This window comes from Bacillus sp. AFS040349, from assembly GCF_002577655.1.
Classification (GTDB): domain Bacteria; phylum Bacillota; class Bacilli; order Bacillales; family Bacillaceae; genus Metabacillus.
The window spans coordinates 21,543-34,357 of sequence record NZ_NUMC01000109.1 but is presented as its reverse complement, the minus strand read 5'-3'; the positions used below and the strand labels follow the sequence as shown (position 1 = coordinate 34,357).

Annotated in this window: 14 protein-coding genes; 2 read left to right on the top strand and 12 right to left on the bottom strand. The window is 36.2% G+C overall.

Annotation, left to right across the window (positions count from 1 at the left end):
* From COD11_RS20715 to COD11_RS20705, 3 genes are all read right to left on the bottom strand, one after another.
* The coding region (locus COD11_RS20715; RefSeq protein WP_141549718.1) for a cation diffusion facilitator family transporter at nt 1–331 on the bottom strand (331 nt) is incomplete at its 3' end.
* Nucleotides 332–471: 140 nt separating this feature from the next.
* The gene (gene secDF / locus COD11_RS20710) at nt 472–2,715 is read right to left on the bottom strand and encodes a protein translocase subunit SecDF (RefSeq protein ID WP_098798780.1); all 2,244 of its coding nucleotides are present in this window, start codon (nt 2,713–2,715) and stop codon (nt 472–474) included.
* Between the two features lie 137 nt (nt 2,716–2,852).
* Nucleotides 2,853–3,146, bottom strand: a complete 294-nt coding sequence (locus tag COD11_RS20705) for a post-transcriptional regulator (protein ID WP_098798779.1) — start codon at nt 3,144–3,146, stop codon at nt 2,853–2,855.
* 146 nt (nt 3,147–3,292) lie between these two features.
* Here COD11_RS20705 and spoVB point away from each other — a divergent pair, with 146 nt between their 5' ends.
* Complete coding sequence (gene spoVB, locus COD11_RS20700) at nt 3,293–4,864, top strand: stage V sporulation protein B (protein ID WP_098798777.1); 1,572 nt, start codon at nt 3,293–3,295, stop codon at nt 4,862–4,864.
* Nucleotides 4,865–4,953: 89 nt separating this feature from the next.
* Here spoVB and COD11_RS20695 read toward each other — a convergent pair whose 3' ends face one another.
* Together COD11_RS20695 and COD11_RS20690 are read right to left on the bottom strand one after the other, a co-directional pair.
* The gene (locus COD11_RS20695) at nt 4,954–5,613 is read right to left on the bottom strand and encodes a DUF421 domain-containing protein (RefSeq protein ID WP_231307937.1); all 660 of its coding nucleotides are present in this window, start codon (nt 5,611–5,613) and stop codon (nt 4,954–4,956) included.
* Nucleotides 5,614–5,689: 76 nt separating this feature from the next.
* Nucleotides 5,690–6,982, bottom strand: coding sequence for an ArsB/NhaD family transporter (locus COD11_RS20690; protein ID WP_098798775.1), 1,293 nt, complete (start codon nt 6,980–6,982; stop codon nt 5,690–5,692).
* Between the two features lie 245 nt (nt 6,983–7,227).
* Between COD11_RS20690 and COD11_RS20685 the strand changes: the two genes are divergently transcribed.
* Nucleotides 7,228–7,614, top strand: a complete 387-nt coding sequence (locus COD11_RS20685) for a TIGR04086 family membrane protein (protein ID WP_176551172.1) — start codon at nt 7,228–7,230, stop codon at nt 7,612–7,614.
* Between the two features lie 45 nt (nt 7,615–7,659).
* Here the strand turns inward: COD11_RS20685 and yajC are convergent, their stop codons facing one another.
* From yajC to COD11_RS20650, 7 genes are all read right to left on the bottom strand, one after another.
* Nucleotides 7,660–7,920: a preprotein translocase subunit YajC gene (yajC, locus tag COD11_RS20680; protein ID WP_098798774.1), complete on the bottom strand. Its 261-nt coding sequence runs from the start codon at nt 7,918–7,920 to the stop codon at nt 7,660–7,662.
* Nucleotides 7,921–7,945: 25 nt separating this feature from the next.
* Nucleotides 7,946–9,091: a tRNA guanosine(34) transglycosylase Tgt gene (gene tgt, locus COD11_RS20675; RefSeq protein ID WP_098798773.1), complete on the bottom strand. Its 1,146-nt coding sequence runs from the start codon at nt 9,089–9,091 to the stop codon at nt 7,946–7,948.
* A gap of 54 nt (nt 9,092–9,145) precedes the next feature.
* On the bottom strand, nt 9,146–10,174 hold the full coding sequence (gene queA / locus COD11_RS20670) for a tRNA preQ1(34) S-adenosylmethionine ribosyltransferase-isomerase QueA (protein WP_098798771.1): 1,029 nt from the start codon (nt 10,172–10,174) through the stop codon (nt 9,146–9,148).
* 50 nt (nt 10,175–10,224) lie between these two features.
* Nucleotides 10,225–10,425, bottom strand: coding sequence for a DUF2905 domain-containing protein (locus COD11_RS20665; RefSeq protein ID WP_098798770.1), 201 nt, complete (start codon nt 10,423–10,425; stop codon nt 10,225–10,227).
* A complete protein-coding gene (gene ruvB / locus COD11_RS20660) occupies nt 10,418–11,422 on the bottom strand; it encodes a Holliday junction branch migration DNA helicase RuvB (protein ID WP_098798769.1) in 1,005 nt (334 codons plus the stop codon). Before ruvB ends, COD11_RS20665 begins: the two co-directional genes overlap by 8 nt.
* A gap of 9 nt (nt 11,423–11,431) precedes the next feature.
* Nucleotides 11,432–12,040 (bottom strand): Holliday junction branch migration protein RuvA, encoded by a 609-nt coding sequence (gene ruvA, locus COD11_RS20655; RefSeq protein WP_098798767.1) that lies wholly within the window; start codon nt 12,038–12,040, stop codon nt 11,432–11,434.
* A 221-nt stretch (nt 12,041–12,261) separates the two neighbouring features.
* Nucleotides 12,262–12,789 carry an intercompartmental signaling factor BofC gene (locus tag COD11_RS20650; RefSeq protein ID WP_098798766.1) on the bottom strand — a complete coding sequence of 176 codons (528 nt, stop codon included), beginning with the start codon at nt 12,787–12,789 and terminating at the stop codon, nt 12,262–12,264.
* Between the last annotated feature and the right edge of the window lie 26 nt (nt 12,790–12,815).

The following is a 12,815-nucleotide window of genomic DNA, read 5'->3' as shown; positions in this document are numbered from 1 at the left end:
TTATTTTCACAGAAAAAGACTCGAAGGAAGATTTACCAATTTCAAGTCCTACTAAAAACAAAAGAACAGCTACAATAATGGCAGCAATTGACTCTGCTTTTCCATGTCCATAAGGATGATCTTCATCAGGGGGCTGTTTTGCAGCACGTACACCTATGAAAACGGCTAATGACCCTGCTACATCTGATGCCGAGTGAACAGCATCTGCTACTAATGCACGACTTTCTGCAATAACACCAACTGCCCCTTTCACAATTGCAAGTACAATATTTCCAACTACTCCAATCATGGCAGCAAACTCAGCTTGCTTAAATCGATCATTTTTCCCCATATCTTCACCTCTTTTGCTCGTACCTATAGTTTAACCAACTGCTTACAATAAATGAGGGTTATCCCATCTCATTGTATTATTTCGTAAACACATGTGGTTACTTTAAATAATAACAAATTAGAGAGGGATAACCCTTAATTTTATACTTGTGGTTCGTCACTTACTTGAGAAGGAACATCCTTCTTTTTAGTTAATTGCTTTCCTTTCCAAATTAGCCATAGCTGAGCAGCAATAAATAATGAAGAATAGGTGCCCGAAACCAATCCAACTAGTAAAGCAATCGAGAAATTCGTAATTGAAGCACTACCAAAGATCATTAGCGCTATAACAGCAATAACAACAGTCAATACTGTATTAACAGATCTAGTAAAGGTTTGCTGTAAACTGCGATTTACAATCAACTGTAAATCTTCAACAGTTTTAACCTTTTTCTTCTTGTATAGCTCTCTAATCCGGTCGAACGTTACAATTGTATCATTAATGGAATAACCAACAATTGTTAACACCGCTGCAATAAAGGTAATGTCAACCTCTAAACGGGTAATGCTGAAGAAAGCAATGATAAAGAATGCGTCATGAAGCAAGGCAACGATCGACGCGAGCGCCATATAAAACTCAAATCGAATCGCTACATATATGATAATTCCTATTGAAGCAATCAATATTCCATACATTGCATTTCTTGCAAGCTCTTTTCCGACAGTAGGAGAAACTGTACTTATATTTGGATCCATACCATATAATTCTTGAAAATGACTTTTTACTTCCGCAATTTTTTGTTGATCAAGAACACCGATAAATCTAGCAACAGCAATTTCATTGTTATTACCAGCCAAGACAATATCATCAGCTTCTAGACCTAATTTTTCCATTTCATCATTTACTTGTTGTGTTGTTAGACTTTTTTCTGCTTGAACCTCAACACGTGTACCACTTGCAAAGTCTATACCAAGATTCAAACGGAATACTACTAATATGACAATACCAGCGATTACAAGAATTGTTGATAGCATAAAAAATTTCTTGCGATGTTTTAAGAAATCAACATTATCAAAACGAGTAGGTGCAATCGTATCATCATCTGTTTCTTCAATACTGATGATATGCTCCTTCTTCACACCGAAATACCCTTTTTTCTTATCAAGCCAACGGCTCTCTACTAAAAGTCCAAGCAAGATTCTTGATAAAAATACAGCCGTTAAGAAGCTTACAATAATACTAATGATTAACATTGTGGCAAAGCCTTTAACAGAACTTGTCCCAAAGAAAAAGAGCACAGCTCCTGCTAGAATGGTTGTAATATTCGCATCAAAAATCGTTGCAAACGATCGTCTTGATCCAGCCTTAAAGGCAGACCGAACTGTACGCCCAAGTTTTAATTCTTCTTTAATTCGTTCATATGTGATAATATTCGCATCAACTGCCATACCGACACCAAGAATAAGTGCAGCAATACCTGGTAAAGTTAAAACACCATTCATCCAATCGAACACTTGAAGAATTAAGTATATATACGTTGAAAGAGTAATTATTGCAATCAAACCTGGTAAACGATAGAAGAATAACATGAATAGGAAAATGATAGCTATTCCTACAATTCCAGCCAGAACTGTTTGATCTAATGCCTGCTCACCAAACTGAGCTCCAACGGAAGTTGAATACATCTCTGTTAACTTAACGGGAAGAGAACCTGCGTTTAATAAATTCGCCAAATCTTGTGCTTCTTGGATTGTAAAGTTCCCTGTTATGGTAACATCTGTTTGATTAAATACTTGATCAACATTTGGTGCAGAAAGATATTTTGGATCTTGCTTAGTTGCTTCTTCTTGGAATGAATCTCCCTCTTCATAATCAAGCCAAATAACAAGTTGATTATAAGGAGCATTTCCTACAATTTCTTCTGTTACTTCTTTAAACTTCGTTGCATCTTTTAATTGAATCGCAACATTAGGCTTTCCTTGCTCATCAAATGATTGCTTCGCTCCACCTTCTACTAAGTCAGAGCCGTTAAGCATTTCTTTGTCTTCATGATCTCGGAAAGTTAATTCAGCTTGTGTAGATAAAATTTCCCGTGCTTTATTTTGATCACTTACACCTGCAAGTTGAACACGAATTCGATCTTCACCTTCAATCTGAATATTCGGTTCACTTACTCCAAGGACATTTGCACGCTTTTGCAGAGCATTAACTGTACTTACAAGCACATCCCTTGTAATTTCGTCCCCTTCGTTTGCTGGTTCAACTTCATATAGAATTTCGAAGCCCCCCTGCAAATCTAGTCCCAAAATAATGTTGCTTGTTGCCCTATTTGTATTCAGGCCAATAATACTACCTACTACTAGGACAAGTAGAAAAAACGCAATTATGCGTCCGCGCTTAACCATTATGTATCCTCCTTAATTTCCACAAAACGAAATGATATAAAGCCGATAATAACTTACTAAAGATGCAGGCTTTGTTTATTTTACAAGGTTAACATTCCCCATCAAATTATACGCTTTTAAAAGATGTAGAATCAATGTTAAATCAAACCTTTTAACAAATCTTTACCTTCGTCACTTTCGAACCAATTTCCTCCTTTAAATGATTCAACAGTGGCATAGTTCATAAAATCTCCAACTTTTAATGAAAGAATATCACGCACAACCTCATGTACATAAAGTTCAGGTGTTTTTTTCCATTTTTTTGTTTTTAGAAATGACCAAAGCTTTTCTTCAGAAACATCCTCATAGCCTAAAATCATAAATTCTTCTAATTTGCTCTTAATTGCAGGTTTCACATGATGACGGAATTCATCAATTGGCTGCTTATTCATTATTATTACACTCCTTTTACGAGACATTTTAAGGGCTATTTTAAGGAAGTACCACACAATACTATATAACTTGTCATGCTTGGCCTATTGAGTCGCATATAGTAATTGTATATGATTCCACGTTATTTGAGAAGGCAGGGAGAGAAATGTCAAAGCAAACGTTTCTAAAAGGAACGCTCATATTAATCTTGGCAGGATTTATAACCCGTGTATTAGGATTTATTAACCGAATAGTTGTTGCCCGTTTCATCGGAGAAGAAGGGGTTGGTTTATATAACATGGCCGTCCCAACCCTTGTTTTAGCGATTACCATTACACAACTTGGATTACCTGTTGCCATTTCAAAGCTTGTTGCAGAAGCTGAAGCAAAAGGTGATTCTCGTAAGGTAAAGAAAATACTTGTTGTTTCGTTATCAGTAACCGGAACCCTAAGTATCATTTTCACACCAACTATGATGCTTCTCGCACCATTTTTATCTGAGCATGTTTTTACAGATCAACGTACATATTGGCCATTGCTGGCAATTGCTCCCGTAGTTCCAATCGTGGCAATTTCTTCTGTTATCCGCGGCTACTTTCAAGGACGGCAAAATATGCGACCTGCTGCCATTTCCCAAGTGTTAGAGCAAGTTGTTCGTATTTCGTTGGTTGCAATATGTACAAGTGCCTTTTTACCATACGGAATTGAATTTGCCGCAGCTGGCGCAATGATTTCAGCTGTTGTTGGAGAATTGGTTTCACTTATCTACTTGGCAGCCATGTTTAAAGTGAAAAAGAAAATAAGAATTCGAAGAAAATTCTTTAAATCTGTTCAGAATGGAAAAGAAACATTTAATCAATTAATGGGTATCGCACTCCCAACTACAGGAAGTCGATTTATCGGATCACTTTCATGGTTCTTTGAACCAATAGTTGTTGCAAACAGCCTTGCTATAGCAGGAGTTGCCACAGCTGTTGCTACAAAACAATATGGAGGTCTTACAGGATATGCAATACCCTTATTGATGCTGCCTTCATTCATTACATATTCTTTATCTACCTCCCTTGTTCCTGCAATAAGTGAGGCAATGGCTAATAATCAGCTAAAGCTCGTTGAACATCGCTTGCAGCAAGCTTTAAGACTCTCACTTGTAAGTGGTGGGCTGGCATGTGTTGTGTTATATGTTTTTTCGGAACCTTTAATGAGCATCATGTATGGTAGTAGCAAATCTGCCATTTTCGTTCAAGTGATGGCACCATTTTTTATTTTTCATTATTTCCAGGGACCTTTACAGGCTGTGCTACAAGCTTTAGACTTAGCAAAAGCTGCTATGATTAATAGTTTAATAGGTTCAGCTGTCAAAACAGCTCTTATCTTCGTATTAGCAACAAGACCGTCACTCGGTATTATGGGTGCTGCTTTGGCTATTGTCATAGGTATTATGCTTGTTACTCTTTTACATTTTGCAACAGTTATAAAAGTTGTTCCGTTTACGATTCATATAAGAGACTATATTAAAAGTGGAATGACAATGGTCATAGCCGGTGTGACAGGATATTTGTTCTATGAAAATGTCGTAACGGAATTCCCGATCATTTTAAGGTTAATTACATCTTTAACCGTTACATCACTCATTTATTGCTTCTTACTTTTAGTGTTAAAACTTGTAGAAAAAGACGAAATACAACGCATTCCTTTTGTAGGTCATTTTCTTGCTCGATTAATACCAGCAAAATAAAAATATTTTTTCTATTCGTGCAATTGAGTAATGCTCAATTGCTTTTTTTACATAAAAAAAGGTGAAAGTCAATGCGACCTCCACCAACATTAGTTTTTATCTTCGTCCTTCAAATCAATGAAGAAAATGCCTTTTCCATATGTGCATAACGAAATTTGCTTTGTATCTTTATATCCAAGCTTCCGAAGTTGCTGTCTTAACCATAAGTTGTTTTTGTTAATCGTGAGCAAATTCTCATCTTGAATGTTTCCATCAACAATTAGAGGAAGCTGAAGCTCTGGCTGCTTTTTATTTTTTTTCTGTCTTTCAATGACTGAAAGTTTCCCTGTCGGCTCCAAGATAGCAAATTCAACATCTGCAACATTGTTGATGTTTTTATCACGTAGCTGTGTCATCAAATCATCAAAGTTATATCTTTGTGTTCTCATGGCTTGTTCATCTACTTTTCCACGATTAATAATAATTGTCGGCTTTCCGTCTAAAATATGCCTGATTTTTTGATTTTTGAGAGATAAATATGCTAATGAAATCTGAATGATCATTAGAATCAGCATAGGAATAACTGTATTTATTAATGGGTCACTTGGGGCCTCAATTGCTGTTACTGCCATTTCTGCAATCATGATAAAGACCACTAAGTCCAATATGCTCAACTCACCAATTTCTCTCTTTCCCATAAGCCTAAAAATAAGAACAATGAGAAAGTAAAGAAATAGGGTGCGAGCCAAGATCGTTATGTAAAATTCCACTTTTCATGGCCTCCTTTTATCTAATTGCTTAACACTTATTTTGAACGATAACTTAACTTTTATGTAAACATTTCATCTACATCGTAAAGTTTAGAAGATATCGAAAATAAACGTAAACAGAGGAGATACCAAGTGAGATAATAACGATTGGAAAACCAACTTTAAGAAATTCGATAAAATTGATATGCTCTTTTTCCTTTGCTGCAAGTCCCGCAACAACTAAATTAGAGCTTGCACCTAATAATGTCCCGTTTCCTCCTAAGCAAGCTCCTAATGCCAAAGACCACCATAAAGGATCTAAATTTGTCATTCCGTAATCTTTAAACTCGATAATCATCGGAATCATTGCTGCTACAAAAGGGATATTATCAACAAAACCTGATAAAATACCTGTCATCCATAAAATAAGCATTGATGTTTTAGGTAAATCACCCTCTGTGTAAAATACCATTCCACGTGCAAGCTCATCAATAACCCCTACTTCTTCAAGCCCGCCAATTAACATAAATAATCCTACGAAGAAAAATAATGTTCCCCATTCAACTTGTTTAAACACCTCATCAGGCTTGTATTCATCGTGAGTAAGCAATAATAACAATAATGCCCCTGCTAATGCAACACTCGTAAGATCAATGTGTAAAATAGGATTTAAGACAAAGCCAGCAATAGTCATAAGTAAAACGAAAATGGACTTTGGTAATGCCGGTGTTAGTTTTAAATAGTTACTCGCCTTAATCGACGCTAGCTTTTTTTGATCAATCGTGTCAACCTGAAGTTTTGGCCAATAGATCGCGATTAAGTAAATCAAAACAACTGCATAAATAATCAACACAATTGGACTTAAATGAGTAATAAAAGCATTGAACGTTAAATGCTCAACTGCTTGACCAATCATGATATTTGGAGGATCTCCAATTAGTGTAGCTGTTCCACCAATATTTGAAGCGATAATAATTGTAATTAGATAAGGAATGGCAGGTATATCTAACATTCGCACGATTGTAAGGATAATTGGAACAAGTAGAAGCACCATCGTCACATTTGCAAGAAAAGCTGATCCAATAGCTGTTAACGTAGAGATAACAATAAGAAGTGGAATAGGCCTCCCTTTTACTACTTTAGCCATTATAATTGCTACAAACTCAAATACACCTGTTTGACTTGTAATAATGACAATCAGCATCATCGCGAATAACAGCGAAATTGTATTCCAATCTATGTACGTAAGAAATGCCTTGTTTATATCATAAATTCCAACAATAAGCATAGCGACTCCACCCAAACCAGCCGCTAAAGCACGATCAATTTTTTCCGTCATTATAACAAAATAAGTAATAAGAAAGATGATAACTGTTAAAGTGGTAAGCATTATTTATCCTCCTTGATAGTAAACACCATTTAAAAGCAGCCGGATAACATGATGTTTACTACCGAATGAAATAGTACTCAATAAGTAAAAGGATTTTTTTAATCTACAAGCAAGTCCTCTTTACCATCATATGATGCAAGTCCACTAAAATATTTATAGTCTATTTTTTTATTCTATGAATATTCTTTAATAAGACGAGCTCACAACAAGCTCGGGACTTGTCTAGAGGGAAAGGGGGATGCTTTGTGGAAACAAAACAATGGGGTAAAGCAATCCTTTATGGTCTTATCACCATCTTTGTTATGGCTTTAGCCACAAGCCTAGTATTTTCTTTATTATTAAAGTTTACCGATTTAACAGAATCATCAATTACATGGGTGCTTTTAGGTTTGTCGATTCTGGCCTTATTTATCGGTGGCTTTGTTGCCGGAGGAAATGGAAAGGAAAAAGGCTGGCTTATCGGAGGGATTACCGCCCTGCTTTTCTCACTCATTATTTTATTGTTTAAATTTCTGGGCCATGGTGAAATTTTTACAATGGAAGAACTTATGTATCATGGAGGATTTTTATTAGTAGCAATGCTTGGTGGAATCTTTGGGGTTAACGTGTCTTCATCACGAGCAGCAAAATAAAAAACAGGGTTAAATTTATACCCTGTTTTTTTATTATGTACATAATTAGTCTTTTATAACTTCACGTACTGATTTACGATCGAATGTTAAACGAGTGCCATCTCCTACTTTTAGGACGATTTTGTTTTCGTCAACTGAATCAAGGATACCATGTAGTCCTCCGATCGTCACAATTTTGTCACCCTTTTGTAGGCTGTTTTGCATTTCACGTACAGCTTTTTGTTGCTTTTGCTGCGGACGAATTAGCAAGAAGTAAAAAATTGCGAACATCAATACTAACGGTAAAACTGTTCCTAACATTTCCATTTATTTCACCCCTTTCAAGCAAGTATTAAAAGTTTTTAGCATTTGGTTTATTAAAACCATATGTTTCAAAGAATTCATCGCGGAAATCTCCTAAACGATCTTCACGGATTGCTTGTCTAACTTTCTCCATTAAGTTTACCAGAAAATGAAGATTATGATAAGATGTTAATCTTAAGCCGAACGTTTCATCACTTTTAATGAGATGTCGAATGTATGCACGAGAAAAATTACGACATGTGTAACAGTCACAGTTTTCATCCAGTGGTCCAAAGTCTTTTGCATATTTTGCATTTTTTACGACTAATCGGCCTTCACTCGTCATCAATGTACCGTTTCGCGCAATTCGGGTCGGTAATACACAGTCAAACATATCAATACCGCGGATCGCTCCATCAATTAATGAGTCTGGAGATCCTACACCCATTAAATAACGGGGCTTGTTTGAAGGCATTAATGGCGTTGTAAATTCTAGTACCCGATTCATCACGTCTTTAGGCTCTCCTACAGATAATCCACCAACCGCATAGCCCGGAAAATCCATAGAAACTAAATCTTTTGCACTCTGCTTTCGTAATTCCTCATATTCCCCACCTTGAATAATTCCAAATAACCCTTGATCATTCGGTCTATTGTGAGCTTTAAGGCATCGTTCAGCCCAACGAGTTGTTCGTTCAACTGATTTTTTCATATAATCATATTCGGCTGGATACGGCGGACATTCATCAAATGCCATCATGATATCAGAGCCTAAGTCATTTTGAATTTGCATAGCCTTTTCAGGAGATAAAAACAGCTTGTCACCGTTCAAATGATTTCTGAAGTGCACACCTTCTTCTTCAATTTTACGGAATTCACTTAAACTGAATACCTGAAATCCACCTGAATCGGTTAAGATGGCACGATCCCAATTCATAAATTTATGAAGTCCTCCAGCTTCTTTTACAATCTCGTTTCCTGGACGGAGCCACAAATGATATGTATTACTTAAGATAATTCCTGCTCCCATTTCCTTTAATTCTTCAGGAGACATTGTTTTTACAGTCGCAAGTGTTCCTACTGGCATAAAAACCGGTGTTTCAAAGCTGCCGTGAGGGGTGTGTACCTTTCCTAATCTTGCTCCTGTTTGTTTGCATGTTTTAATAAGTTCGTAACGAATTGGTGAAGTTGACACCCTATTTCCTCCTTAAATGTAACGCTCTGTTTGTCCTTAAGTAAAGGGACAATATTAGATAATTAGCATAGCATCTCCAAAGCTGAAGAATCGATATTTTTCCTTTACAGCGGTCTCGTATGCATGCATAACATGGTCTCGTGTTGCTAACGCACTAACAAGCATAATTAATGAAGATTTCGGCAGGTGAAAATTTGTAATCATGCCATCAATCCCTTTAAACTCATAGCCAGGATAAATAAATATATTTGTCCAGCCATTTTCAGCTGCAAACTTACCATTATGTTTTGAAGCGATGGTCTCAAGTGTTCTAGTTGAAGTCGTACCAACAGAGATAATTCTTCCTCCATTTGAACGAACTTCATTTAAAAGAGCAGCCGTTCCATCTGTTAATTGATAAAATTCAGCATGCATTTCATGCTCTTCTACTGTTTCAGCACTAACAGGACGGAATGTTCCTAATCCTACGTGCAAAGTGATAAACGCAATATGGACACCTTTATTTTTGAGCTCATCGAGAATTTCCTCAGTAAAATGTAAGCCTGCTGTCGGTGCAGCAGCTGAACCGATTTCCCGTGAAAAAACAGTTTGATATCTTTCGCGGTCATCGAGTTGCTCTTTAATATATGGTGGTAACGGCATTTCGCCAAGCGCATCTAAAACTTCGTAAAAGATTCCTTCATAGTCAAAGCGTAATAAACGACCACCATGATCACTTGAACCAACACAAGTTGCTTTTAAGTTCCCTGCTCCAAAGGTGATAATCGTTCCTTCTTTCACTCTTTTTGCAGGCTTAACAAGTGTTTCCCATACATCATCTTCCTGTTGCTTTAACAACAGAATTTCAATACTTGCTCCTGTATCTTCCTTAACTCCAAAAAGTCGGGCCGGCATGACTCTCGTATTGTTAAGAACAAGACAATCACCCGGATTAATATAATCAACAATGCTCTTAAATGTTTCATGCTGAATGTCTCCGGTGTCTTTTTGAAGAACCATTAATCTTGACGCATCTCTTTCTTTTAATGGAACTTGTGCAATTAATTCTTCAGGAAGATGAAAATCAAATAATTCTACTTTCAATACATTCACCTAATTTCTAATCTATCTATTTACATATTTTTAACTACCCATTACTTAAATCGTCCAAGAAACGAAAAAACTAATGAAAGAACAATACTGATAACAATACAGGTGACAATTGGGAAAAATACCGTTGTATTTCCTTTTTTAAACACAATATCTCCTGGTAGTTTCCCTATAAACTGCATAAAAAATCCGACTATAAGAAGGATTCCACCTATGATCATTAAAACTTTAGGAAAATCAATCATGATGAGGAGCCTCCATTTTAAAATGTTGGTAAACCAGATCAGTTACAATTCTTCCTCTTGGTGTTCGTTGAAGAAAGCCTATTTGTAATAAATATGGTTCATAAACATCCTCGATTGTATGAGATTCTTCTCCTATTGTTGCCGAAATTGTATCAATTCCAACCGGACCACCACGGAATTTTTCAATAATTCCAAGTAAAAGCTTATGATCGATATGATCAAGACCTAATTTATCCACTTGCAATCTCTCAAGTGCGTCTGTTGCCAATTCATTTGTAATCGTTTCTACCCCTGTAACTTGAGCAAAGTCTCGAACTCTTCTTAACAAACGATTTGCAATCCTCGGCGTTCCTCTTGATCTTCTTGCCATTTCAACTGCCGCATTATAATCTAAGCCTATATCTAGTATTTCCGCTGTTCTCTCAATGATGTGGGCAAGCTGTTTTTCATTATAATATTCCAGGCGACTTAATACACCAAATCGGTCCCGAAGAGGTGCTGTTAATAAGCCTACCCTTGTTGTTGCTCCAATGAGCGTAAATGGAGGTAGATCTAATCGGACGGATCTTGCAGTCGATCCTTTTCCAATCACAATATCCAGGCAAAAATCCTCCATGGCAGGATATAATACTTCTTCGATTGAACGATGTAAACGATGAATTTCATCAATAAACAGAACATCTCCTGGCTCCAAAGCGGTTAAAATAGCTGCTAAATCTCCGGGCCTTTCTATCGCTGGACCAGATGTGGTACGAATATTAACCCCCATTTCATTCGCAATAATAGTTGCCAATGTGGTTTTCCCTAACCCAGGAGGTCCATATAACAGAACATGATCAAGTGTTTCACTTCGCATTTTAGCAGCTTCTATAAATACTTTTAAATTTTCTTTTACCTTATCCTGTCCGATATATTGACTTAGTGTTTGAGGTCTTAAACTTTGTTCAAGAGAGGATTCTTGTAAGTCTGCTTCACTTGAAACAAGACGTTCGTCCATGTTATCACCTTACTTTAATAGCTTTTGCAAAGCTTTTTTTACATACTGATCAGTTGATAGATTTTCTTGTTGAAGAGAAGGAGTGATCTTTTTAATTTCACGTTCTGCATATCCTAAAACCTTTAATGCCTCTATAGCTTCATTTAAGGCGTGATTTGCTGTTTCAGTTTGCTCTATTTCTTCATGGTTAAACAAATCTGGTGCATACAGAGCTGCCACATCTCCTAATTTACCTTTTAAATCTAAGATAATTTGACGTGCAGTTTTCTTCCCAACACCTGGGAATTTGACTAAAAATGTATCATTTTCATTCTCAATTGCTTCTATTACCTGTGAAGGGTTACCTGATGCAAGTATCGCTAAAGCACCTTTCGGCCCAATGCCCGTCACATTTAAGAGCTTCATAAATAACGCCTTTTCTTCCCTTGATGGAAATCCATATAAAGCTAATATATCTTCACGCACATGTTGATATGTATAAACAACAACTTCCTCTTTACGGCTTTTCGTATAGCTGTAAGGATTCGGGGCATGAATTTGATAGCCTAATCCATGATGATCAATAACAATGTGCTCAGGCGTAATATCATCAACAAAGCCTTTAATAAACTCAATCATTTCTTCACCTCATTATAACTGTACCTCATTGTATCAAAAAACGTTTCTATTCAGAAGTCATTTTATTCAATCTTTCAAAAGGGGTACAATTGTTCTCATCATTATATCTTATCATTTATTATAAAATGTTTGTACGTATTTCTTATTTTAAAAAGGTTTTACTTATTTCCTTATAGAAAAAGAGCTAACCTAAGAGAAACTCTTTAGATTAGCTCTAATTTTCATTGTTTTTCGGTTTTTGAATAATACTGAAGGTTTTGTAAGACTTCTAGATATTGATCTTTAGATTGAATACGAATTCCTTCTTTAAGTTCATCATGTTTTCGACTCTCTAATTTTTCAACATCTAACTGAAAAAATGATTGAATCACTTCATTCGTTTTTGGCTTTCCATTGAAGATCGTCAATGTGCCATCACCAGCAATACCAAAATATCCATTTGTCTTTAATAACGGAGAGATATCATCAATATTTTTCTGAAAGACAACTCTATCCTCTTCTTGATTTAGCAATTGCCAATCCTTATATTCTGCCCAAAAATCTTTCATTGATAAGATGGTTTCCTTTGTCACTTCCTCACTGATTTCTCCATCTAAGTATTTTCTCTTCAATATAACCTTTACTGTTAAAGGCTCCTGTACACTATGTTCTTCAGCATGAATAGGCTGTTGATTTACATTTAAAAGACTGATAAACAACATAACTCCTACAAAACTACAAATGGTAAGGATGCGGCTTCGATGAAACATTCTCACCTATCTCACCTCGCTAATGA

What these genes read in the sequence shown, in the direction of transcription:
- secDF (WP_098798780.1), bottom strand. Translation starts at nt 2,715, where the DNA reads ATGGTTAAGCGCGGACGCATAATTGCGTTTTTTCTACTTGTCCTAGTA.
- COD11_RS20705 (WP_098798779.1), bottom strand. Translation starts at nt 3,146, where the DNA reads ATGAATAAGCAGCCAATTGATGAATTCCGTCATCATGTGAAACCTGCA.
- spoVB (WP_098798777.1), top strand. Translation starts at nt 3,293, where the DNA reads ATGTCAAAGCAAACGTTTCTAAAAGGAACGCTCATATTAATCTTGGCA.
- COD11_RS20690 (WP_098798775.1), bottom strand. Translation starts at nt 6,982, where the DNA reads ATGCTTACCACTTTAACAGTTATCATCTTTCTTATTACTTATTTTGTT.
- yajC (WP_098798774.1), bottom strand. Translation starts at nt 7,920, where the DNA reads ATGGAAATGTTAGGAACAGTTTTACCGTTAGTATTGATGTTCGCAATT.
- COD11_RS20665 (WP_098798770.1), bottom strand. Translation starts at nt 10,425, where the DNA reads ATGATTGATTTTCCTAAAGTTTTAATGATCATAGGTGGAATCCTTCTT.
- ruvB (WP_098798769.1), bottom strand. Translation starts at nt 11,422, where the DNA reads ATGGACGAACGTCTTGTTTCAAGTGAAGCAGACTTACAAGAATCCTCT.
- ruvA (WP_098798767.1), bottom strand. Translation starts at nt 12,040, where the DNA reads ATGATTGAGTTTATTAAAGGCTTTGTTGATGATATTACGCCTGAGCAC.
- COD11_RS20650 (WP_098798766.1), bottom strand. Translation starts at nt 12,789, where the DNA reads ATGTTTCATCGAAGCCGCATCCTTACCATTTGTAGTTTTGTAGGAGTT.